Annotated in this window: 16 protein-coding genes; 12 read left to right on the top strand and 4 right to left on the bottom strand. The window is 71.2% G+C overall.

The annotated features are described in order from the left end of the window. Nucleotides 1-161: 161 nt before the first annotated feature. Together AC5P09_RS46885 and AC5P09_RS46880 are read right to left on the bottom strand one after the other, a co-directional pair. Nucleotides 162-1,442, bottom strand: coding sequence for a L,D-transpeptidase (locus tag AC5P09_RS46885; protein WP_493879800.1), 1,281 nt, complete (start codon nt 1,440-1,442; stop codon nt 162-164). A 165-nt stretch (nt 1,443-1,607) separates the two neighbouring features. Then, on the bottom strand, nt 1,608-2,852 hold the full coding sequence (locus AC5P09_RS46880; RefSeq protein ID WP_493879799.1) for a L,D-transpeptidase: 1,245 nt from the start codon (nt 2,850-2,852) through the stop codon (nt 1,608-1,610). 152 nt (nt 2,853-3,004) lie between these two features. Here AC5P09_RS46880 and glgX point away from each other — a divergent pair, with 152 nt between their 5' ends. Beyond that, entirely contained in the window at nt 3,005-5,251 is a 2,247-nt protein-coding gene (glgX, locus tag AC5P09_RS46875; protein ID WP_493879798.1) for a glycogen debranching protein GlgX, read from the top strand. A gap of 98 nt (nt 5,252-5,349) precedes the next feature. Here the strand turns inward: glgX and AC5P09_RS46870 are convergent, their stop codons facing one another. After that, nucleotides 5,350-6,114 carry a helix-turn-helix domain-containing protein gene (locus tag AC5P09_RS46870; RefSeq protein WP_493879797.1) on the bottom strand — a complete coding sequence of 255 codons (765 nt, stop codon included), beginning with the start codon at nt 6,112-6,114 and terminating at the stop codon, nt 5,350-5,352. Nucleotides 6,115-6,250: 136 nt separating this feature from the next. Here AC5P09_RS46870 and AC5P09_RS46865 point away from each other — a divergent pair, with 136 nt between their 5' ends. From AC5P09_RS46865 to AC5P09_RS46825, 9 genes are all read left to right on the top strand, one after another. Continuing rightward, complete coding sequence (locus AC5P09_RS46865; RefSeq protein ID WP_493879796.1) at nt 6,251-6,415, top strand: hypothetical protein; 165 nt, start codon at nt 6,251-6,253, stop codon at nt 6,413-6,415. A 214-nt stretch (nt 6,416-6,629) separates the two neighbouring features. Beyond that, complete coding sequence (gene tnpA, locus AC5P09_RS46860; protein WP_493879795.1) at nt 6,630-7,019, top strand: IS200/IS605 family transposase; 390 nt, start codon at nt 6,630-6,632, stop codon at nt 7,017-7,019. Next, entirely contained in the window at nt 7,016-8,224 is a 1,209-nt protein-coding gene (locus tag AC5P09_RS46855; protein ID WP_493879794.1) for an RNA-guided endonuclease InsQ/TnpB family protein, read from the top strand. The genes tnpA and AC5P09_RS46855 overlap by 4 nt, the downstream gene beginning before the upstream one ends. 299 nt (nt 8,225-8,523) lie before the next feature. Next, on the top strand, nt 8,524-10,329 hold the full coding sequence (locus tag AC5P09_RS46850) for an ABC transporter ATP-binding protein (RefSeq protein ID WP_493879793.1): 1,806 nt from the start codon (nt 8,524-8,526) through the stop codon (nt 10,327-10,329). Beyond that, nucleotides 10,326-12,194 carry an ABC transporter ATP-binding protein gene (locus AC5P09_RS46845; RefSeq protein ID WP_493879792.1) on the top strand — a complete coding sequence of 623 codons (1,869 nt, stop codon included), beginning with the start codon at nt 10,326-10,328 and terminating at the stop codon, nt 12,192-12,194. The genes AC5P09_RS46850 and AC5P09_RS46845 overlap by 4 nt, the downstream gene beginning before the upstream one ends. Before the next feature lie 37 nt (nt 12,195-12,231). After that, nucleotides 12,232-13,983, top strand: a complete 1,752-nt coding sequence (locus tag AC5P09_RS46840) for an ABC transporter ATP-binding protein (protein WP_493879791.1) — start codon at nt 12,232-12,234, stop codon at nt 13,981-13,983. Next, on the top strand, nt 13,980-15,764 hold the full coding sequence (locus tag AC5P09_RS46835; RefSeq protein ID WP_493879790.1) for an ABC transporter ATP-binding protein: 1,785 nt from the start codon (nt 13,980-13,982) through the stop codon (nt 15,762-15,764). The genes AC5P09_RS46840 and AC5P09_RS46835 overlap by 4 nt, the downstream gene beginning before the upstream one ends. 269 nt (nt 15,765-16,033) lie before the next feature. Next, nucleotides 16,034-18,112, top strand: coding sequence for a M4 family metallopeptidase (locus AC5P09_RS46830; protein WP_493879789.1), 2,079 nt, complete (start codon nt 16,034-16,036; stop codon nt 18,110-18,112). 73 nt (nt 18,113-18,185) lie between these two features. Further along, nucleotides 18,186-18,695 carry a DUF1990 domain-containing protein gene (locus tag AC5P09_RS46825; RefSeq protein WP_493879788.1) on the top strand — a complete coding sequence of 170 codons (510 nt, stop codon included), beginning with the start codon at nt 18,186-18,188 and terminating at the stop codon, nt 18,693-18,695. A 66-nt stretch (nt 18,696-18,761) separates the two neighbouring features. On the opposite strand, the gene AC5P09_RS46820 is transcribed toward AC5P09_RS46825, so the two are convergent. Then, nucleotides 18,762-21,380, bottom strand: coding sequence for a glycosyltransferase family 1 protein (locus AC5P09_RS46820; protein WP_493879787.1), 2,619 nt, complete (start codon nt 21,378-21,380; stop codon nt 18,762-18,764). Between the two features lie 292 nt (nt 21,381-21,672). Between AC5P09_RS46820 and AC5P09_RS46815 the strand changes: the two genes are divergently transcribed. After that, on the top strand, nt 21,673-22,872 hold the full coding sequence (locus AC5P09_RS46815; protein WP_493879786.1) for a S8 family peptidase: 1,200 nt from the start codon (nt 21,673-21,675) through the stop codon (nt 22,870-22,872). A 218-nt stretch (nt 22,873-23,090) separates the two neighbouring features. After that, a partial coding sequence (locus AC5P09_RS46810) for a maltotransferase domain-containing protein (RefSeq protein WP_493879785.1) occupies nt 23,091-23,779 on the top strand: 689 nt, incomplete at its 3' end.

Raw genomic sequence — 23,779 nt, 5'->3', positions numbered from 1 at the left:
GGGGACCAGTGCGCCCAAGACCGTTCGGGGCGTGCGGCTGAACGGGCTCACTCCCGCTCAGTCCAAAGGAACGGTTGTCCCCCAGGCAGACACAGTACGGGCATTAACGACACGACCCCGGTGCCGTACCTCACACCAGGGCCGTACCCCTACGGGAAGCCCTACGCCTTCCACTTCTCCCACGACATGTTCCAGCCGTTGAACCCGTTGTCGGGCGCGACCGTCGCGTCGTTGGAGTTCTTGACGGTCACCACGTCACCGATCATCGAGTGGTTGAAGAACCAGGCCGCCGGCACCCCGCTGTCGTAGCCGCCGCGCACGTCGCGCAGGCCGATGCAGCCGTGGCTGGCGTTGTAGTTGCCGAAGGCGCCGCCGCCCCAGTAGTTGCCGTGGATGAAGGTGCCGGAGGTGGTCAGGCGCATGGCGTGCGGGACGTCCTTGATGTCGTACTCGCCCTTGCCGTCGGCGTCGGTGTAGCCGACCGTCGCGCCGTTCATACGGGTCACCGTGAGCCGCTCGCTGATGACCATCTGGCCGTTCCAGGTCTCCATGCCGGGCTTGCCGGTGGTGACCGGGATGGTCTTGACGACCTTGCCGTCCTGCATGACCTTCATCGTGAGCTTCTTGACGTCGACCACGGAGACCTGGTTGCGGCCGATGGTGAAGGAGATGGTCTTGTCCTGCTTGCCATAGACGCCGTCCCGGCCCTCGACGCCGTCGAGGTTGAGGTCGACGGTGACCTTGGTGCCTTCCTTCCAGTACTCCTCGGGGCGGAAGTCCAGGCGGTCGTTGCCGAACCAGTGGCCCTCGACCTCGACGGCCGGCTCGGTCTTGATGCTGATGGCGTTCTCGACGTCGGCCGGGTTGGTGATGCCCCGGGTGAAGCGGACGGAGAACGGCATTCCGACGCCGACCTTCGAGCCGTCCTCGGGGGTGAAACTGCCGACGAACGTGTTCTCGGGCGTCAGGGTGGTGAAGCTGGAGTCCTCGGCGGCCTCGCGGCCCTCGGAGTCCTTCGCGACCGCGTGCACCGTGTACTTGGTGGCGGCGGCGAGATGCGTGGACGGCGTCCAGGTGGCACCGTTGCCGGTGATCTTCCCGGCTATCTCGGCGCCCTTGGCGTCCTTGACCTCGACCTGGGTCAACTCGCCCTTGGCGGCGCTGACCTTGAGGGCGCCGCTGGTGTCGACGGACTTGGCGCCGTCCTTCGGGGCTATGGAGACGACGGCCTGCGACTGCTTGGTCTCCGCCTGGGACGAGCTCTTGTCGTTGTTCGTCCCGTTCCCGTTCCCGGACCCGGACCCGCCCCCCGAGTCGGAGCCGCCGCCCCCGCCGCACGCGGTGACGGCCAGCAGCAGGACGCCGAGTATCAGCGCCGGCAACCCCCGGCCGCGTCGCCCCCGCGCGTCAACCGACGCCCCCGGTATCGGTTGCACGTTCAACTCTTCTCCCCTCGCGGGGCCTGTTCCGGCCCCCGCTCCCCCGCGCGTACCACCACGCGCACCGGCGCATAGTAACCACAAGGTCAGGAGCACATGCGGCTCCTGATTGTCACTGTTCCGTACCGACTTCAACGGAACGTTGGAGCAACCCGCCCCCCTGTCGGGTCACTTCAGCGCACTGCCCGCCTTCCACTCCTTCCAGCCCATGTTCCACCCTCCGAGCCCGTTGTCGGGAGCGACCTTTTTGTCATTGCTGTGGACGACCTCGACGACGTCCCCGATGAGGCTGCGGTCGAAGAACCAGCCCGCGGGCGTGTCCGAACCGCCGCCCTTCACGTCCCTGAGGCCCACGCAGCCGTGGCTGACATTGACCCGGCCGAAGGCGTCCGGCGCCCAGTAGTTGCCGTGCAGGAAGGTGCCGGAGTCGGTCAGGCGCATGGCGTGCGGGACGTCCGGGATGTCGTACTCGCCCTTGCCGTTCTTCTTCTTGAAGCCGACCGTGGCGCCGTTCATCCGGGTCACCTCGAGCATCTCGGTGACGACCATCCTGCCGTTGTACGTCGTGGTCTTCGGGGCGCCGGCCGTGATCGGCACGGTGGCCAGCAGGTCGCCGTCCCGCCGGACCTCCATGGTGTGCTCGGCCGCGTCGACCAGGGAGACCTGGCTGCGGCCGATGGTGAAGGAGAAGGTCTTGTACTGGAGGCCGTAGACGCCGGGGGCTCCTTCGACGTCCCTGAGCCGCAGGCTGACCGTGACCTGGGTGCCGGGCTTCCAGTACTGCTCGGGGCGGAAGTCCAGGCGGCCGTTGCCGAACCAGTGCGGGCGGATCTCGACGGGTGGATTCGCGGTGACGTGGACCGCCCGTTCGACGGCCGCGCGGTGCTCGATCTCCCGGTTGAACTCCAGGGAGACGATCATTCCGGTGCCGACGGTGGAGCGGTTCTCCGGGGTGACGTATCCGATGAAGCGCTCGTCGGGGACGTGCGTCGTGAAGGTGGTGTGGCGCGCCGAACGGCGGCCGCGGCCGTCCAGGGCGACCGCGTCGATCGTGTACTTGGCGGCCAGTGCGAGCTTCTCGTCGTCGGGTTCCCAGCTCAGGCCGTCCTCGGAGAGATGCCCGGGCACCGGGGACTCCTGGGCGTCCTGGGACCGGACGACCTTGACCGACTCCAGTCGTCCCTCGGGCACCCGTACCCGGAGTTTCTCCTCGGGCCGTACCCCCTTGGTGCCGTCGTCGGGCGTGATCCTGATGATGTCCTTCGGTGCCGGGGGTTTGCCGAGCCCGCCGATGTCGACGGCGCCCCTGCCGTCGGTAGTGCAGCCGGTGGCCCCGGCCAGCAGTCCTGCCCATGTCAGTACGGTGGCCAGTGCGACCCCCACGCGCCGTGCGCGCCCAGTTACGTGCCTCACGGCGTGCCCAACGACGGCGCCTGCTTCGGGGAAACGTGAGTGCGACCGCAGCTCTGGGCAGAACAGTGGGGAGAACGACGCGAGGGGGTGCCGTGGCCGGGACGTCACCTGCCCTTTCCCACGTCGTTCCACGAGCCGTGGGAGGCTGACAGGTGTCCAGCGCAGCCGAGCAGGAGGCGGTGGCCGAGGACGGTCGCACCGCCGCCGTCGTCAACGGCGCGCGCCGCACCGCGCCACCGCCGGCCGTGCCCGTGCGGCCGGGGGCGCCCACGCCGCTGGGCGCCCGGTTCCGGGTCGGCCCGGACGGGGTGGCGGGCACCAACTTCGCGCTGTGGGCGGGCGGGGCGGAGGCGGTCGAGCTCTGCCTGTTCGACGAGGCGGGCAAGGAGACACGGGCCCGGCTGACCGAGCTGACCCATGAGATCTGGCACGGCTTCGTGCCGGGCGTGATGCCCGGCCAGCGCTACGGCTACCGGGTGCAGGGCCGCTGGGACCCGTGGACCGGCGGCCGCTGGAACCCGGCGAAGCTGCTCCTGGACCCGTACGCCCGCGCGGTGGACGGCGACTTCAGTCTCCCGCCGGAGGTGTACGGGCACGTTCGCGACTGGCCCCAGCAGCAGGTCGCCGACACCGTACGCGACGACCGGGACTCGGCGCCGTACGTCCCGAAGGGTGTTGTGGTCCACGACGACGGCCCCGACGACGAATGGATGGACGACCACCGGCCCAAGACGCCGTGGGCGGACTCGGTGATCTACGAGGTGCACGTACGGGGCTTCACGCAGCTGCACCCGGGCATCCCCGAGGAGCTGCGGGGCACGTACGCCGGACTGGCGCATCCAGCGGCGATCGAGCACCTGGTGAAGCTGGGCGTCACGGCCGTCGAGCTGCTGCCGGTCCACCAGTTCGCGCACGAGGACCATCTGCTGCGCAAGGGCCTCAAGAACTACTGGGGCTACAACTCGATCGGCTACTTCGCGCCGCACGCGTCCTACGCCGCCTCCGGTACGACGGGACAGCAGGTCGGCGAGTTCAAGCGCATGGTCCACGCGCTGCACGAGGCCGGCATCGAGGTCATCCTCGACGTGGTCTACAACCACACGGCGGAGGCGGGCGAGCTCGGCCCGACCCTGTCCCTGAAGGGCATCGACAACCGCGGCTACTACCGCCTCCAGTCGGACGCCCGCCGGTACGCCGACTACACGGGCTGCGGCAACACCCTGCACGTGGTGCAGCCGCACGTCCTCAGGCTCATCACCGACTCGCTGCGCTACTGGGTGACCGAGATGGGCGTGGACGGCTTCCGCTTCGACCTGGCAGCCGCGCTGGCCCGCTCGATGCACGACGTCGACATGCTGTCGCCGTTCCTGGCCGTGATCGCGCAGGACCCGGTGCTGCGGCGGGTGAAGCTGATCGCCGAGCCGTGGGACGTCGGCTCCGGGGGCTATCAGGTCGGGGCCTTCCCGCCCCTGTGGACGGAGTGGAACGACCGCTATCGCAACGCCGTACGGGACTTCTGGCGGGGTGCGCTGCCAGACGTACGCGACCTGGGCTACCGCCTGTCGGGGTCGAGCGACCTGTACGCCTGGGGCGGGCGCCGGCCCTACGCCTCGGTCAACTTCATCACCGCGCACGACGGTTTCACGCTGCGGGACCTCGTCTCGTACGAACGCAAGCACAACGAGGCCAACGGCGAGGGCAACCGGGACGGGACGGACGACAACCGGTCGTGGAACTGCGGGGCGGAGGGGGAGACGGACGACGAGCGCGTACGGGCTTTGCGGCGCCGCCAGTTGCGGAACCTGCTGACGACCCTGTTGCTGTCGACGGGCGTGCCGATGCTGGTCGCGGGCGACGAGCTGGGCCGCACCCAGCGCGGCAACAACAACGCGTACTGCCAGGACAACGAGATCAGCTGGGTCGACTGGAGCCTGCTGGAGGACCCCGGCTGGAAGCAACTGTTCGAGCTCACCGCCCGCCTGATCGACCTGCGCCACCGCCACCCCGTGCTCCGCCGCCGCGCCTTCTTCTCCGGGCGGGCGCACTCGGCGGACGGTCTGCGGGACCTGGCCTGGTTCACGGCACGCGGCACGGAGATGACGGAACGGGACTGGTACGCCCCCGCCGCCACCCTCGGCATGTACCTCTCCGGCCGGGACATCCCCGGCCGCGACGAGCGCGGCGCCCCGATCCTCGACGACAGCTTCCTCGCCGTCCTGCACGCCGGGGACCGGCCCGCGAGCTTCACGCTGCCGGGGCCGCCGTGGGCGGAGCGGTACGAGGTGGTGGTGGACACGTCGAGGGAGGAGCAGGGGGAGGCGCCCGGGGTCGAACACCGGGCGGGGGCGGTGATCACGGTGCCGGCGCGTGCGGTGTTGTTGCTGAGGGTGGGGGCGTGAAGGGGTTCAGCCCTCCGCCACCCCTCCCCCAAGCTCTCGGCTTCGCGAGATTCCATGGTGGGGGAACCGTTACCTGATCAAGGTGCCCCAAGTGCGGCTCATTCCTCCGGCGGCCGGTCGTACTTGGCCAAGGTCGCCTTGCCGGTGTCGGCGTCCATGAGACGCAGCTCCCACGGGCCGGTGTTGACGTCGAAGTCCTTGCCGAAGCCGACCCATTTCCCGGCCATCCGGCGGCCTGTGGGTTCGGCCAGCATCTGGAGCGCCCCGAAGTAGCGCGCTCCCCGGTAGTAGCCCTCGGACGCGGTCTGCTCGGTCCACGTGCCGGTGACCGTGGCGCCGTCGATCTGGAGATCAAGGGTCAGCGGGCTGTCCGGGTTGAGCGACGCGTTCGGCAGGCTGCGGGCCGTGAGCCGGTTGCCGTGCTGGAGCAGCACCATGTAGTGCTTGCCGGTGAACGACGCGTCGCGGCCGGAGCTGAAGTACTCGTAGGTCGACAACCAGACGCCGGAGTAGTTCCCGCGCGGGGCCATCTGGGGCGCCGGGGCGCCGTTGGCCACGGGGACGCCGGTCGGGCTGTCCACGAGATCATGACCGCCGTGGCCGTCGTCGGCGACTCGCGCCTGTACCGAGGCGGCGAAGCCCAGGGAGTCGATCGGCAGGCCGGTGACGACCTCCAGGGCTCGGGCGTAGACCGGCCTGGGTGCGGCCGTCTCGCCGGACTCCCACCGCTGCACGAGGCGCTTGGAGGCGTCGTTGGGCTGGCCCGTGCGATGCCCGGCCTCACGGACCGCGCGGGCGAATTCGTCCTGTGACATGAGCAGCCCCATGCGGACCGCCCGGAGTGTGCTGTTCGGGGTTGCCATGAGATCAACGGTACCGGGAATGACGCCGGAATGTCGCCCTAAATAACCCCCGAATGACGCCCCTAACGTCGTCACACAAGGCGACATTCCGGCGCCATTGTGTAACCCACGAGCGGGACGAGGAAGCGGGGCGTTCATGATGACCATCGAGGTGTACAAGATCGACCGGGATGGGCGGCGGACGGATCTCGTCCACCGCTACGAGGTCGGCACCGGGGATCCCGAGCGCCTCCAGGACGACGTGATCGCGTATCCACCCTGTCGGTGCTCTCGGCACCGGGCTGAATTGACCGCGCGGTGACCGCGCTCACTGTCGACACGTCAACCATGTCCGCTGAGTGTGCGGTCGCACAGCGGCCGGACTACAAGGGCCTCCACCGCGAGTGCCGCCAGACCGAGGATGTCCCACTGCCCCATTCGCACGGGATCTTGCTCGTACGCCGCTGTACCTGCACTTGCCACTCCATCAGCGGTCCTTTCGAGGGGCCTGCGACTTTCGTTGGAGGGGGAATCGAGTGACCGCGACCAGGAGGGTTCGCCGGTTCGTCGGCGGCGTGTACGACCTCGGGCTGCACGTGGTGTGTTGCCCGAAGTACCGCCGCCCGGTCCTCGGCGGCCGGGTCGCGGAACGTCCGGACGAGCTGATCCGGCAGAAGGCCGACGAGCGGGGGGAGATCGTGGCGCTGGAGGTGATGACCGACTACGTCCACGTGTTCGTCAAGCACGATCCGAAGGACTCCCCGTCGTTCGCGCCGAACCAGTTCAGTCGTTCGTGGCGAACCAGTTCAAGGGCTCCACCTCGCTTCGAGGCCTCCGTCGGCGCGGTCTCGTCCGCGACGGTGCGGCGGTACATCGACACCCAGTGGGAACGCCCCAGGGAGAAGAACCGGGAGGACGGCACGTGATCCGCGCGTACAAGTTCCTCCTGCGTCCTACCGTCCGCCAGGAGCGGGCCCTGACGGAGATGCTGCAGGATCACTGCTCCCTGTACAACGGCGCGTTGCAGGAGCGCCGGGACGCCTACCGGCACGTATCGAAGACGACCGTGCGCTACGGCGGCCAGTCGGCCCAGCTCCGCGAGATCCGGGCGTACGACCCCGAGCGGCAAGGCCGCTGGTCGTTCTCCTCCCAACAGGCGACGCTGCGCCGCCTGGACAAGGCGTTCCAGGCGTTCTTCCGCCGCGTAAAGGCCGACCAGGCACCCGGGTACCCGCGCTTCAAGGGCGTCGGGCACTTCGACACCGTCACCTTCCCTAAGGACGGCGACGGCTGCCGCTGGGACTCCACCCCGCACGATTCCCGCACCCGGGTCCGCCTCCAGGGCGTCGGGCATGTGCGGGTACACCAGCACCGGCCGATGAGCGGCCGGGTCAGAACGGTCTCGGTGAAGCGGGAGGGCACCCGCTGGTACGTGGTCCTCGCCTGCGACGAAGTCCCCACCGAGGAACTGCCCCTCATGGGTGCGGTCGTGGGCATCGACATGGGCGTCACGCACTTCCTGACCACGTCGGACGGCGAGCACATTGCCAATCCGCGCTTCCTTCAGGCGGCGGCCGAGGACCTGGCCGAGGCCCAGAGGCACCTGTCGACATTCCCCCAGCGGACCAAGCGACGTACGAAGGCCCACCGCGCCGCCGCGCGGAAGGTCGCCCAGATCCACGCGAAGATCCGGCGCCAGCGCCTGGACCACGCGCACAAGACCGCCCGCATTCTCGTGCGCGACCATGACGCGATCGCACACGAGGAACTGAACACGGCGGGCATGACCCGCGCCCCGGCCCCCAAGCCCGCCCCGGAGCGGGAAGGCGTCTACCTCCCGAACCAGCGGACCTCGAAGGCCGGCCTCAACCGCAGCATCCTCGACGCGGGTTGGGTGGTGTTCCTCGCGATCCTCGCCAACAAGGCTGAAAGCGCCGGTCGGACCGTCGTCGCGGTGGACCCCCGCAACACCTCCCGCACCTGCCCGTCCTGCGGGCACGTCGCGAAGGAGAACCGCGCCACCCAAGCGAAGTTCCAGTGCACGGCGTGCCAGATGACCGCCAACGCGGACCACGTCGCCGCCCTGAACATCCTCAACAGGGCCGGGCTGGCCCTCTGTGACGTGGCCTAGCCACCGACACAGGAAGCCCGCGCGTTCACGCGTGGGTGGAGTCACGAAGTGGGTGACGAGGAGGACGGTGCCGCCGTTCGTGCGGATGCCTCGCCCTCCTCGACGGCAAGGGAGACGCCGAGGACATGGCATCCAGCGTCGCGGCAGACGGACAGGCGGCCCGTACATCGGCCGTCGTACGACCCCCAGACCTTCGTTGTACGACCCCTCGAACACGCAGGTCGTAGGACCAGCGGCCGATCCTGGTCCGGCCAAAACTCGGTGGGCGTTGTCAGTGCCGATCCGTAGGCTCCGTGCTGATGGCGACGACACCTGTAACCACCAAGGACCCCGGAAAACCCGTCGGCCGGTCGGCCGTACGCGCGCTGCTGCGGTTGTGGCCGTACGTCCGGCCCGTGCGGAGGCGGCTGTTGACCGCCGCGTTCGTCGCGGTGCTCGCCTCGTGCGCGGGGCTGGTGATTCCGCTGGTGCTGAAGTGGATGGTGGACGGGCCGGTCGCCGACCGGGACTCCGCGGGGGTGTGGCTCGGGGCGCTGTACCTGCTGCTGCTCGGGCTCGCGGAGGCGCTGCTGTTCGGGCTGCGGCGGTGGCTGGTGGCGCGGCCGCTCGCGGCGGTCGAGGCGGGGATGCGGGCCGATCTGTACCGGCATCTCCAGCGGCTGCCGGTGGCCTTCCACGACCGGTGGGCGTCGGGACAGCTGCTGTCCCGGGCCACGACGGACCTGATGCTGCTGCGCATGTTCCTCGCGTTTCCGCTGACGTTCCTGCTGGTCAACGGCGTGACGATCGTCGTCGGCGTGGTGATCATGCTGATCCAGGACTGGTCGCTCGGGCTGGTCGTCCTCGGTCCGGCGATCCCGGTGATCGTGACCTGCGTGGTCTTCGAGACGCGGTACACCAAGGTGGCGCGGCGGGCCCAGGACCAGGTCGGCGATCTGACGACGGTCGTCGAGGAGAGCGTGCTCGGCATCCGGATCACCAAGGGGTTCGGGCGGCACCGGAGTCAGGCGCGGGCGTTCCGGGCGCTGTCGCGGACGTTGCGGGGGACGGAGCTGCGCAAGGCCGGGCTGCTGGCGACGATCTGGGGCGTCATCGTGACGCTGCCGGAGGTGGCGATCGGGGTGGCGCTGGTGCTGGGGGCGGTCCAGGTGGCCGACGGGGATCTGTCGGCGGGGACACTGGTGGCCTTTCTGTCGACGGCACTCGCGCTGCGGTGGCCGGTGGAGTCCATCGGCTTCCTGCTGGCGATGAGTCAGGAGGCGGCGACGGCGACCGAGCGGTACTTCGAGGTGATGGACGAGAAGCCCGAGTCGCGGGCGACAGCCGCCGCACCGCGGGCCGAGGACAGCGGACTTCGCTTCCAGGACGTGTCGTTCCGCTACCCCGACGCCCCCGAAGACTCACCGCCCGTCCTCGACCGCATAGACCTCCACATCCGCCCCGGCGAGTCCATGGCCCTCGTCGGTGCCACCGGGAGCGGCAAGACCACGCTCACCGCGCTCGTGCCGCGCCTGCACGAGGTGACGTCCGGGCGGATCACGCTGGACGGTGAGGACATCACCGCGATGTCCCGGGAGGAGCTGCGGTCCAAGGTGGCCGTCGCCTTCGAGGAGCCGACCCTGTTCTCCGCCGGAGTGGGGGACAACGTACTGATGGGGGCTCAAGGGGACGCGGGGCGGGACGAGTTGGAGCGGGCGCTGGCCGTGGCGCAGGCCGACTTCGTGTACGCGTTGCCGCAGGGCACGGCCACCCAGGTGGGCGAGCAGGGGCTCAGTCTCTCGGGCGGCCAGCGGCAGCGGCTGGCGCTGGCCAGAGCCGTGGTGGGCCGGCCCCGGTTCCTGGTGCTGGACGATCCGCTGTCCGCGCTGGACGTGCACACCGAGGCCGCCGTCGAGGCCGCGCTGCGGGACGTCCTCGATCGGACCACGGGGCTGATCGTGGCGCACCGCCCGTCGACGGTCCTGCTCGCCGACCGCGTCGCCCTGCTCTCCGGCGGCCGGATCGCCGCCGTCGGCACGCACCAGGAACTGCTGCGCACGAACGCCGAGTACGCCCATCTGATGGCCGGGACCCCCAGCGGCACGACTGAGGAGGCAGCCCGATGACGGCTCCGGCGCCCACGACCACGACCACGGCACCGGGCACGGAGCACCAGCCCGCCGACGAGACCGCTCGCCAGGACGACGCCTTCGACCGCGACGTCCTGCCCACTCCCCCGGGCGCCACCGCCGCCCTGCTGCGCTCCCTGCTCGCCCCGATGAAGGCCCGCGTCGCCTTCACGACGCTCCTGCTGCTGCTCCAGCAGGCGGCCATGCAGGCGGGCCCGCTGCTGGTGGCGTACGCCATCGACAGCGCCGTCCCCGCGTTCCGCGACCACGACAACGGCCCGCTGGTCGCGGTCGGCGTCGGCTATCTGCTGTGCGCGCTCGCCTCCGGCGCCCTGCAGTCGGCGTTCGTGGTCGCCGCCGCCCGCGTCAACCAGGACGTACTGCTCGACCTGCGCGGCCGTATCTTCCGCCACGCGCAGGCGCTGAGCGTCGACTTCCACGAGCGCTACACCTCGGGCCGGCTCATCTCCCGCTCCACCACGGACGTGGAGTCCCTGCGCGAGCTGCTCGACGAGGGTCTGCAGGAGCTGGTCGGGGTCGTCCTGTCCTTCGTCTACATCTCGGCGCTGCTGCTCTGGCTGGACCTGGGGCTCGGCGCGGTGGCGGTGGCGTCCTTCGTGCCGCTGTATCTGCTCATCCGGCTCTACCGGCGCCGCGCGGGGCGGGTGTACCGGGCGCGGTCGACGGCCATCGCGGCCGTGATCGTGAAGTTCGTCGAGACGATGAACGGCATCCGGCCGGTGCGCGCCTTCCGCCGGGAGGCGGTCAACGACGGCGACTTCGGGGTGCTGAACACCCGGCACGAGCGGACCAACGGTGACGCGCTCCTGGAGATGGCCCGCTATGTGGTCGGCTCCCGGCTGGTCGCCAACACGGCGGTCGCCGTCATCGTGCTGTGGGGCGCGCACCGGGTGGCGGACGGCTCGCTGGAGCTGGGGGTGCTGGCGGCCGCGGTGCTGTATCTGCGGCGGCTGTACGACCCCATCGACCGGCTAGGGATGTTCCTGAACTCCTACCAGTCGGCGGCGGCCTCCCTGGAGAAGATCGCCGGGCTGCTCGCCCAGACCCCGTCCGTGCCCGAACCGTCGGCACCCAAGGAGCTCCCGCCCCTCAAGTCCGAACACCCCGGCCGCGAGGTCGTCTTCGACGGGGTCCGCTTCGCCTACCGCACCGGCGGCGAGGTCCTCCCCCGCTTCGATCTGACGCTCCCCGCAGGGCAGACGGTCGCGGTCGTCGGCTCGACCGGCGCGGGCAAGTCGACCCTGGCCAAGCTGCTCGCCCGCTTCTACGACCCCTCCGACGGGCGGGTCCTGCTCGACGGCGTCGACCTGCGCGACCTCGCCGTGCCCGAGCTGCGGCGCGGGGTGGTCATGGTGACGCAGGAGGCGTTCCTGTTCTCCGGCACGGTCGCCGAGAACATCGCGATCGGACGGCCGGACGCCACCCGTGAGGAGATCGAGGAGGCCGCGAAGGCGATCGGCGCGCACGACTTCGTCACCGCGCTGCCCGACGGCTACGACACGGACGTCCGCAAGCGGGGCGGCCGTATCTCCGCCGGACAGCGCCAACTCGTCGCGTTCGCCCGGGCGTTGCTCGCCGACCCGGCGGTGCTGATCCTCGACGAGGCGACCAGCTCGCTCGACGTCCCGGGCGAGCGGGCGGTGCAGCTCGCGATGGCGACGGTGCTGAAGGGGCGTACGGCCGTGGTCATCGCGCACCGGCTGTCGACCGTGGAGATCGCGGACCGGGTGCTGGTCATGGAGCACGGGCGGATCGTCGAGGACGGCAGTCCGGACGAACTCGTCGCGGGCACAGGCCGGTTCGCGGATCTGCACCGGGCGTGGCGGGACAGCCTGGCGTGACCGGTCAGGGAGACACCAGCCAGGGAGACACCTGCACATGATCGACGCGTACGAGGATCCCGGCACGCCCGACTGCCGCGGCGGCGGCCGGTATCTGTGGTGGCTGGTGAGGTGCCAGCCGGGCCGGGCCGCCGCCGGGGCGCTGCTGGGCAGTACCTGGATGGTGCTGCTGGCGGCGACGCCGTACCTGATGGCCCGGGCGATCGACGAAGGCCTCGAGCCGGGCGACATGGGCGCGCTGGTCGGCTGGAGTGTCGCGCTGTTCGCGGTGGGGGCGTTCAACGCCTGGCTGAGCATCATGCGGCACCGCACGATGACCCGGGTGCGGATGGACGCCAACTTCCGCACGGTCAAGGTCGTCGTCGGGCAGGCGGTCCGGCTGGGTGCCGCGCTGTCCCGGCGGGCGGGGGCCGGTGAGGTCGTCACGATCGGCGTGGGCGACGTGCAGACGATCAGCCAGTCCCTGACCGTCGTCGGGCCCGGGGTCGGCGCGGTCGTCGCCTATCTGGTGGTCGCCGGGCTGCTGCTGTCGGTCTCGACGCTCATCGCCGTGGTGGTGCTGCTCGGGATCCCGGTGATCGTCCTGCTGGTCGGGCCGCTGCTCACCCGCCTGCAGGGCACCGAGACGGAGTACCGGGAGCGGCAGGGCGTGCTGACCGCCCGGATCGCCGACCTCGCGGGCGGGCTGCGGGTCCTCAACGGCCTGGGCGGCAAAGGGCTGTTCGCGGACGCCTTCCACCGGGACTCGCAGCGGCTGCGGTCGCAGGGCTACCGGGTCGGCGCGGTGACCAGCTGGGTGCAGGCGCTCGGGGTGGGACTGCCGACGCTGTTCATGGCCGTCGTGACCTGGCTGGCGGCCCGGCTCGCCGCCCAAGGCGCCATCACCATCGGCGAGTTGGTGTCGGTGTACGGCTATGTGGCGGTCCTGGTGGGACCGGTGGCGTTCTGGGTTGAGTGCGGCTACCAGATCAGCCGGGGTCTGGTGGCGGCCCGGCGGGTCGTACGGTTCCTGCGTCTGGAGCCGATGGAGGACGCCGGCACCCGGGACGCGCCCGCGGAGCCCTCGGTGCTGCACGACCCCGAGTCGGGCGTGCGGGTGCTGCCGGGGCGGCTGACCGCGCTGGCCTGCGCCCGCCCCGCCGACAGCGCGGTCGTGCTCGACCGTCTGGGCCGCTACGTCCCCTCGGCGGCGACCTGGGGCGGGGTGCCGCTCGACGAGATCGCGCTGGCGCAGGTCAGACGGCGGATCCTGGTCGCCGACCACGAGGCCGACCTGTTCGCCGGCACCCTGCGCGAGCTGGTCGGCGGCGACGCCGATGGCGATGGCGACGAGGAGCGCATCGCGCGGGCCGTGCACACCGCCGTCGCCGACGACATCGTGCAGGGCCTGCCGGACGGGCTCGACTCGGCGATCGACGCGCAGGGCCGCAACCTCTCCGGCGGCCAGCGGCAGCGCGTGCGGCTGGTGCGGGCACTGGTCGCCGACCCCGAGGTGCTGCTCGCCGTCGAGCCGACCTCGGCGCTGGACGCCCACACCGAGGCGCGGGTGGCCGAGCGGCTGGGGGCCGCGCGAGAGGGCCGTACGACGGTCGTCACCACCACCTCCCCGCTGGTGCTGGACCGCGCGGACACCGTGCTCCACCTGGTCGACGGCAAGGTCGCGGCCACCGGCAGCCACCGCGAGCTGCTGGAGCGGGAGCCGGGATACCGGGCGCTGGTGGCGCGAGACACCGAGATCACAGACACCGAGATCACAGACACCGCAGATGCCGAGGAGGCCGTACGGTGACCGGCTCGACGACCTCTTCCGGGCAGCTGCCCGTCGCCGAACCCGCCGACGTGCGGCGGGCCTCCGTGCGGCTGGTGAAGGCCGACCGGCGGGCCTTCGCGGCCACGCTCGCGCTGAACGCGCTGGCCGCCGTCGCCGGGCTGGCCGGACCGTGGCTGCTGGGGCGGATCATCGACGAGGTGCGGGGCGGGGACGGGGTGTCGGCCGTGGACCGGCTGGCGCTGGCCCTGCTGGTGTGCGCGGTGGCGGAGTTGCTGCTGGCCCGGTGGGCGCGGTACGTCGGGCACCGGTTCGGGGAGCGGACGCTGGCGCGGGTGCGCGAGGAGTTCGTGGACCGGACGCTGGCGCTGCCGGCGTCGGTGGTGGAGCGGGCCGGCACCGGCGACCTGACCGCGCGCGGCACGGCCGACGTGGCCACCGTCGGCACGACACTGCGCGACGCCGGCCCCGAACTGCTCATCAACGGCGTGCAGTTCCTGTTCGCGCTGGTCGCGGTGTTCGTGATCGACCCGCTGCTCGGTGCGTTCGGCGTGCTGGGCCTGACGCCGATCTGGTTCGCCCTGCGCTGGTATCTGCGCCGGGCGCGGGACGGCTATCTGGCGGAGGGCGCGGCCAACTCCGAGGTCGCCGAGGTCGTCGCGGCGACCGCGTCGGGCGCGCGCACGGTCGAGGCGCTCCGCCTGGAGGAGCGGCGGATCAGGGCGAGCCGGGAGGCCCTGGAGACGTCCCGGCGCACCCGCCTGCACACCCTCTACCTGCGCACGGTGTTCTTCCCGGCGGTGGAGGTGTCGTACCTGATCCCGGTGGCCGGGGTGCTGGTGATCGGCGGGATGCTGCACGCGGACGGCGTGATGAGCCTGGGCGCGGTGGTGGCTGCGGCGCTGTATCTGCGGCAGATGAGCGAGCCCCTCGACCAGATCCTGGTCCGGGTGGAGCAACTGCAGAGCAGCGGCGCCTCGTTCGCCCGCGTGGAGGGGCTGGCCCGGGCCCCGCGGGCCGACGCGGCCGACGCCCCCGTCCCGGCGGACGACCTGATCGAGGTCACCGGCGTGCGCTACGCCTACGACCGGGGCGGCGAGGTACTGCGCGGCGTCGACCTGACCGTGCGCCCCGGGGAACGGCTCGCGGTCGTCGGGCCCTCCGGCGCCGGCAAGACCACCCTGAGCCGGCTGCTGGCGGGCGTGGACGCGCCCGGCACCGGCACGGTGACGGTCGGCGGGGTGCCCGTCGTCGGCCTCGGCCCCGAACAGCTGCGCCGCCAGGTCGTCCTGGTCACCCAGGAGCACCACGTCTTCCTCGGCACGGTCCGCGACAACCTCCTCATCGCCGAACCCACCGCGACGGACGAGGACCTGTGGGCCGCGCTGGAGGCGGTCGGCGCGGGCACCTGGGTACGGGAGCTGCCGGAGGGCCTCACCACGACGCTCGGCGAGGGCGGTTGCCGTACGGACGGCTCCCAGGCCCAGCAACTCGCCCTCGCCCGGGTCGTCCTGGCCGACCCGCACACCCTGATCCTCGACGAGGCCACGGCCCTGCTCGACCCGACCACCGCCCGCCACACCGAGCGGGCCCTGGCCGCCGTACTGGAAGGCCGCACGGTCATCGCCATCGCCCACCGGCTGCACACCGCCCACGACGCGGACCGGGTGGCGGTGATGGAGGACGGCCTGCTGACCGAACTCGGCACGCACGACGAACTGGTGGCGGCGGACGGGGCGTACGCGGCGCTGTGGGGGTCGTGGCACGGGGACCGGTCGGCCTCGACCGAGACCTCGATCTGACCGTTCAGTCTGTTCGGTCCGTTCAGTCCGTATACCGAACATGAACTCCCGGAGAACGAACCATTTCCGGCCAACTTCCTGACGCGCTCCTGACAGAAACCGCCCTCTCCTGCGACTCTTCCCACGGCCGCTGCACAGCAACCCCACAGCACATCCGTGTGACGCGGCCGCACGTGGTTCCACGCACCGCCCTGTTCTGCCCGGACGGCCCACCCGCCGACCGGTCTCCCCTGGCCGTGCGACCCGCGGCCACGCAGAAGGAGTCAGTGTTGAGAGACAGTTCCTCCCACAGACGCACCTCCCACACCAGCACCTCCCCCACCCGCACCACCCCTCGTCGCAGGGTCGCCGCCGTGGCCCTCGTCGGCGTCTCCGCCCTGATCGCCGCGGCCGTCCAGTCGGGCGCCGCCACCGCAGCCCCGGAGAAGGCACCGTCGGCCGCGGGAAAGGTGATACCGGGCGCGGAGTCGGTCAAACTCACCCCCGCCCAGCGCGCCGCGCTGCTCCGCACGGCCGAGTCCGCCAAGGCGGAGACCGCCGACGAACTCGGCCTGGGCGCCAAGGAGAAGCTGGTCGTTCGTGACGTCCTCAAGGACGGCAACGGCACGGTCCACACCCGCTACGAGCGCACCTACGACGGCCTGCCCGTCCTGGGTGGTGATCTGGTCGTGGAGAGCACCAAGGCCGACGCGACCGACACCGTCGTCAAGGCCACCCGGGCCGCCATCAAGCCGGCGACCACGACGGCCAAGCTGTCCGCCACCAAGGCCAGGACCCAGGCCCTCGCCGCGGCGAAAGCCGAGGACGCCAAGAGCCCCGAGGTCAACCGCGCCCCGCGCAAGGTGATCTGGGCGGCCGACGGCAAGCCGGCCCTCGCCTACGAGACGGTCGTGGGCGGCTTCCAGCACGACGGCACCCCGCAGGAGCTGCACGTCGTCACGGACGCGACGACCGGCGCGAAGCTGTACGAGTGGGAGGCCATCGAGACCGGCACCGGCAACACGGTGTACAGCGGTCAGGTCACCCTCGGCACCACGCAGTCCGGGACGACGTTCAACCTCACCGACGGCGCCCGCGGCGGCCACAAGACGTACAACCTCAACCGCGGCACCTCGGGCACCGGCACCCTGTTCTCCGGCCCGGACGACATCTGGGGCAACGGCACCCCGTCGAACCTGGAGTCGGCGGCCGCGGACGCGCACTACGGGGCCGCGCTGACCTGGGACTACTACAAGAACGTGCACGGCCGCAGCGGCATCCGCGGTGACGGCGTCGGCGCCTACTCCCGGGTCCACTACGGCAACAACTACGTCAACGCCTTCTGGTCCGACAGCTGCTTCTGCATGACGTACGGCGACGGCTCGGGCAACGCCAACCCGCTGACCTCGATCGACGTGGCCGCGCACGAGATGACCCACGGGCTCACCTCCAACACGGCGGGGCTCAACTACAGCGGCGAGTCCGGCGGTCTCAACGAGGCGACCTCCGACATCTTCGGCTCGACCGTCGAGTTCTACGCCAACAACGCCTCCGACGTCGGTGACTACCTCATCGGCGAGGAGATCAACATCAACGGCGACGGCACGCCGCTGCGCTACATGGACAAGCCGAGCCAGGACGGCTCGTCGTACGACAACTGGTACTCCGGGATCGGCTCGGTCGACGTGCACTACTCCTCGGGCCCCGCGAACCACTTCTTCTACCTGCTGAGCGAGGGCAGCGGCAGCAAGACCATCAACGGGGTCAGCTACAACTCGCCCACCGCGGACGGCCTTGCGGTCACCGGCATCGGCCGGGACAAGGCGGAGAAGATCTGGTTCCGCGCGCTGACCACGAAGTTCACCTCGACCACCAACTACGCGGCGGCCCGCACCGGCACCCTCGCGGCGACCGGTGAGCTGTACGGCACGACGAGCGCCGAGTACAAGGCCGTGCAGGACGCCTGGGCGGGCGTCGCGGTCGGCGCCCGCTCCGACGGTGGCGGCGGGGGCGGTGGCGGCACCGCCTTCGAGAACGCCACCGACGTATCGATTCCGGACAACGGAGCGGCGGTCACCTCGTCGCTCACCGTGTCCGGGCGGACGGGCAACGCGCCGTCGAACCTGGCGGTGGCGGTCGACATCGTCCACACCTACGTCGGTGACCTCCAGGTGCAGCTGGTCGCGCCCGACGGCACGGCGTACACCCTGAAGGCGTACGGCACCGGTGGCAGCGCGGACAACCTCAACACCACGTACACGGTGAACGCCTCCTCCGAGGTGGCCAACGGGACGTGGCAGTTGAGGGTCCAGGACAACGCGGCCCGGGACACCGGCTACATCAACAGCTGGAAGCTCACGTTCCCATAGGCCTCACGGCGGGGTGAGACGCGCGGCCCCCGGGACGAAGGCATTCCCGGGGGCCGCCCTACTCTTGGTACTCATGTCCTTCACGTACGACGATGTCGGCGCCACCCGGCGGGACGGCTTCTGCCCGCCCGGCTTCCACCCCCTGCATGTACGCGCCCGTATCGGTGAGGGCGAAGAGGTCTTCCGCAGAGCCTCCGAGGCGGTCCTGACCTGGGAGATGCACCGCGAGCTGGGCGTCGGTATCGACGCCGGCGCGGACCGCGCCGCCCCCGAGGTCGACGTCACCGTGACCCTCGCCGGACTGATCAAGGCCCCGTGCCGCGTGGTCTGGACGGTCGAGGAACCCCGCCGCGCCGGCTGGGCGTACGGCACGCTGACCGGTCACCCGGAGTGCGGCGAGGAGTCCTTCGTCGTGGACCGCACCGGCGACGGCACGGTCTGGCTGACGATCTCCGCGTTCAGCAAGGGCGCCAAGTGGTACGCCCGAGCGGGCGGCCCGGCGACCCGGGGGTTGCAGCACGCGTACGCCCGGCGGTGCGGGGCGGTGTTGCGGCGGCTGTGCGCGCCGCTGGAGAAGATCTGAGCCGACCCACGCACAGCCGCCGCAACACCACACCCGCCGCCTCACCCCCTCAGCACTCCCGCCGCCTCACCTCATCAGCACCCCCGCCGCCTCCACCACGTCCTCCGCCGGCAGCGCCACCAGCCCCAGCTCCGCCCCGGAAGCCAGCAGCCGGTGCGCGGGAAGGACGCGGACCGTGTAGCCGTACGGCCCCGTGCGGTCCAGGGACAGCGGGCCCTCGTACACCCACCGTCCCTCCGGGTCCGGGCCGCCCGCCGCCTTCAGCGGGACGGTCGTGGCGTCGGTGATGCGGTCCTCCCCGTCCACCCGGCCGGAGACCGCCTGCACCTCGACGTCCTCGGGGGCGAGGCCGCCGAGGCCGACGTGCACCCTCAGCCCGAGGGTGGTGCCGAGTTCGGCGGTGGCGGTGGCGGCGGTGGTCTCGACGTGGTCGACGGTCACGCCGTGCCAGGCCGAGCGCAGCCGGGACTTCCACTCCGCCAGTTCACGGGCGGCCTCGGGGGCCATCGTGCGGTGGGCGTGGGCGGCCGGGGCGTAGAGCCGCTCCACGTACTCGCGGACCATGCGGCCGGCCAGCACCTTCGGGCCGAGCAGGGTGAGGGTCTGGCGGACCATCTCGATCCAGCGGTCGGGCAGCCCGCCCTGCCCGCGCTCGTAGAAGCGCGGGGTGACCCGCTGTTCCAGCAGGTCGTAGAGCGCGTCGGCCTCTATGTCGTCGCGCCGGTCGGGATCGGTGCCGACGCCGTCGGCGGTGGGGATCGACCAGCCGAAGTCGGGCTGGAACCACTCGTCCCACCAGCCGTCCAGGACGGAGAGGTTGAGGCAGCCGTTGAGCGCGGCCTTCATCCCGCTGGTCCCGCAGGCCTCCAGCGGCCGGAGCGGGTTGTTCAGCCAGATGTCGCAGCCGGGGTAGAGCTTCTGCGCCATCCCCATGCCGTAGTCCGGCAGGAACACGATCCGGTGCCGCACCCTTGGGTCGTCCGCGAACCGCACCAGCTCCTGCACCAGCCGCTTCCCGCCGTCGTCCGCCGGGTGCGCCTTGCCCGCGACCACGATCTGGATCGGCCGCTCCGGGTGCAGCAGCAGATCCATCAGCCGGTCGCGGTCGCGCAGCATCAGCGTCAGCCGCTTGTACGAGGGGACGCGCCGCGCGAACCCGATGGTGAGGACGTCCGGGTCGAGCACCCCGTCGATCCAGCCCAGCTCGGCGGTACCGGCCCCGCGTTGCCGCCAGGAGGCCCGCAGCCGCTCCCGCACCTCGGTCACCAGCTGCTCGCGCAGGTTCCGCCGCAGCTCCCAGATGTCCTGGTCGGCGATGTCCGCGACCGCGTCCCAGCGCTCCGAGCCGCCGACGGTCATGGCGTCCTCGGTGCGCTGCGCGCCGATCTGCCGGGCACCCAGCCGGAAGACCTCCGGGGCGACCCAGGTCGGGGCGTGCACCCCGTTGGTCACGGAGGTGATCGGCACCTCCTCGGCGTCGAATCCCGGCCACAGTCCCGAGAACATCTCCCGGCTGACCCTGCCGTGCAGCAGGGAGACGCCGTTGGCGCGCTGGGCGAGGCGCAGGCCCATCACGGCCATGTTGAAGAGGTTGGGTTCGCCTCCCGGGTAGGTCTCCATGCCCAGTTGCAGGACGCGTCCGACGTCGATGCCGGGGAGTTCGGCGTCGGGGCCGAAGTGGTGGGCGACCAGCTCGCGGTCGAAGCGGTCTATGCCGGCCGGGACGGGGGTGTGCGTGGTGAAGACGGTCCCGGCCCGGACCGCTTCGAGGGCGGAGTCGAAGTCCAGTCCCTGCGCGCAGAGTTCGGCGATCCGCTCCAGGCCGAGGAAGCCGGCGTGCCCCTCGTTGGTGTGGAACACCTCGGGCTCGGGGTGCCCGGTGAGCCGGCAGTACGTCCGCACGGCCCGGACACCCCCTATGCCGAGGAGCATCTCCTGGAGCAGCCGGTGCTCGCTGCCACCGCCGTACAGCCGGTCGGTCACCCCGCGTTCGCCGAGGGCGTTCTCCTCGACGTCCGAGTCCAGCATCAGCAGCGGGACCCGGCCGACCTGGGCCAGCCAGATCCGGGCGCGCAGCTGCTTGCCGCCGGGCAGGGCGAGCAAGACCTGGGCGGGGGTGCCGTCGGGCTCCTTGAGCAGGGCGACGGGCAGCTCGTTCGGGTCGAGCACCGGATAGTGCTCCTGCTGCCAGCCGTCCCGGGACAGGGACTGGCGGAAGTAGCCGTGCCGGTAGAGCAGCCCGACGCCGACCAGCGGTACGCCGAGGTCGCTGGCCGCCTTCAGATGGTCGCCGGCGAGGATGCCGAGGCCGCCGGAGTACTGGGGCAGGGCGGCCGTGACACCGAACTCGGGCGAGAAGTAGGCGACGGCGGCGGGCAGTTCGGCCGTCTGGGTCTGGTACCAGCGGGCGCCGGTCACATAGTCGTTCAGATCGTCGGCGGCCGCGGTGAGCCGGCGCAGGAAGCGGCGGTCCTCGGCGAGCTCGGCGAGCCGCTCGGGGCGCACACTGCCGAGCAGCCGTACCGGGTCGCCGCCCGAGGCGGCCCAGCGCTCGGGGTCGACGGACTGGAAGAGATCGCGGGTCTCCGCATGCCAGGACCAGCGCAGATTGCGCGCGAGGTCGCTCAGCGGCCGGAGGGGGTCGGGGAGCACGGGTCGGACGGTGAATCGACGGATCGCCTTCACATTCCACCTCAAGCGGGCGTGAGGAAGAGGACGCACGGCGGTGTGCGTCCGTCGGCAGCTTCGAAGGTATCGGGCACGGGGCCTCCGTAACCACGGCGCCTGCCGGCGGGCGCGGGCACGTTCTGGCCGCACTCTATGACTCCTGACCCGATTTGGCCGATTCCGCCCCCGTAGGCGCCCTTGTCGTACTTCACACCGCACGACAGGCTGCCAAGTGGCGTACCGGCCCGAGGAGCCGCGCACGCGGTGACCCCGGCTGTCGTACGCCGAGTTGAGGAGGGGGTACAGAGCCATGGCACGGACGCGAACACGGCGTCTGCGCGTGGCGGGGGGCCTGACCGCGGTGACCTGTGCCGCGGCGCTTTCGGCCATCACCCTGCCCGCGCACGCCGTACCGGAGGGGCGGATACTCGGTGCCGGACAACCCGGTTCCGTCGGCGGAAGTTACCTGGTGACACTCGAGGGGGGAACGAAGGCCCCGTCGGCGGCCGGAAAGGGCATAGCCGAGAAGTACGGGGCGGAAATCAGCCACACCTACGGCACGGTGATGAACGGCTACGCGATCAGGGCCGACGAGAGACAGGCCAAGCTGCTCGCGGCCGACCCGCGCGTCGCCTCGGTCGTCCAGGACACCCGGGTGACCCTGGACCACGTCCAGAAGAACCCGCCGTCCTGGGGCCTGGACCGCATCGACCAGCCGAACCTGCCGCTGGACAAGAGCTACACCTGGCCGGACTCCGCGGGGGCGGGCGTCACGGTCTACGTGATCGACACCGGCATCCGGACCGGCCACAAGGACTTCGGCGGCCGGGCGAGCCATGGCTGGGACTTCGTCGGCGGCGACAAGAGCGCGGGCGACGGCAACGGCCACGGCACCCATGTCGCCGGCACGGTCGCCGGCACCAAGTACGGCGTGGCCAAGAAGGCCAAGGTGGTCGCCGTACGCGTCCTCGACAACGCGGGCGCCGGCACCACCGCCCGGGTCATCGCCGGCATCGACTGGGTGACCAGGAACGCGAAGAAACCCGCGGTCGCCAACCTCAGCCTGGGCGGCTACCGCAACGCCCAGCTGGACGCCGCCGTACGCACGTCCATCGCGTCCGGCGTGACGTACACGATCGCCGCCGGCAACGACGGCCGGCCCGCCTCCCTGTACTCCCCGGCGGGCGTACGGCAGGCGATCACGGTCGGCGCGAGTGACAGGAAGGACGTCAGGGCGGGCTTCTCCAACTACGGCTCGGCCCTCGACCTGTTCGCGCCAGGTGTGTCGGTCACGTCGACCGCCATCGCGAGCAACACCGCCACCGCCACCTCGTCCGGTACGTCGATGGCGTCGCCGCACGCGGCGGGCGCGGCCGCGCTCTATCTCGCGGACCATCGAAAGGCCACTCCGGCCCAGGTGGGGAAGGCACTTGTCGACATGGCGGGGTCCGGAAAAGTCTCCGGCCGGGGCCTTGGATCTCCGAACAAACTGCTGCGGGTACCGCGCTGACCGGGGCTGACTCCCGCACCGGCCCCGTTCGGCCAGAACGGGGCCGGTCCTGTGTGCAGACATACGCGTGAGTAGTTAACAAAGTGCCGGATTGCCCACCCGAATAGGGTGGGAAGGCTCCTCCGGTACGCCCCTGAGAAACACCACAGGGACACCACGCAGGACCCACCTCCCCACAGCCATCCGCCCACCCAACGTTGACGCGGACAGGAGCGGTCATGCCCGCCACGCACCACTCGTCAGCACCCCCGACACCGAGCACCGAAGCAGTACCCGTGCGCCCGGTCGACGACGGTCCGCCGGCCCCGGAGCCACCCTCCGCGGGCGACACCGCCACCGGCATCGGGCGCATACCCGTCCTGGACGTCCGCCCGGTCGTCCAGCGCGGACGCAGGCCCGCCAAGGCCGTCGTGGGCGAGACCTTCGTGGTCTCGGCCACCGTCTTCCGCGAGGGGCACGACGCCGTCGCCGCCAACGTCGTCCTGACGGATCCGGAAGGCCGGCCGGGCCCCTGGACGCCGATGCGCGAACTGGCGCCCGGCACCGACCGCTGGGGAGCCACCGTCAGCGCCGACGCGCCCGGCCGCTGGACGTACACCGTTCAGGCCTGGGGCGATCCCGTCACCACCTGGCGGCACCACGCCCAGATCAAGATCCCCGCGGGCATGGACACCGAACTCGTCCTGGAGGAGGGCGCCCGGCTGTACGAACGGGCGGCCGCCGACGTCCCCAAGAAAGGCAAACGGCAGGTCCTGCGCGCCGCCGTCGCCGCCCTGCGCGACGAGACCCGCCCGGCAGCGGCCCGACTGGCCGCCGCGTTGACGCCGGAAGTGGACGCGGTCCTGGCCCACTATCCGCTGCGGGAGCTGGTGACGGCGTCGGAGACGCTGCCGCTGCTGGTGGAGCG

The sequence above is a fragment of the Streptomyces sp. a15 genome (assembly GCF_059026085.1).
This window is presented reverse-complemented; position numbering and strand designations above follow the sequence as displayed.

Bases quoted from the DNA above. Each gene is read 5' to 3' on its own strand.
- AC5P09_RS46815 (WP_493879786.1), top strand. From the start codon at position 21,673: ATGGCACGGACGCGAACACGGCGTCTGCGCGTGGCGGGGGGCCTGACC.
- AC5P09_RS46870 (WP_493879797.1), bottom strand. From the start codon at position 6,114: ATGGCAACCCCGAACAGCACACTCCGGGCGGTCCGCATGGGGCTGCTC.
- AC5P09_RS46865 (WP_493879796.1), top strand. From the start codon at position 6,251: ATGATGACCATCGAGGTGTACAAGATCGACCGGGATGGGCGGCGGACG.
- AC5P09_RS46840 (WP_493879791.1), top strand. From the start codon at position 12,232: ATGATCGACGCGTACGAGGATCCCGGCACGCCCGACTGCCGCGGCGGC.
- AC5P09_RS46850 (WP_493879793.1), top strand. From the start codon at position 8,524: ATGGCGACGACACCTGTAACCACCAAGGACCCCGGAAAACCCGTCGGC.
- AC5P09_RS46845 (WP_493879792.1), top strand. From the start codon at position 10,326: ATGACGGCTCCGGCGCCCACGACCACGACCACGGCACCGGGCACGGAG.
- AC5P09_RS46825 (WP_493879788.1), top strand. From the start codon at position 18,186: ATGTCCTTCACGTACGACGATGTCGGCGCCACCCGGCGGGACGGCTTC.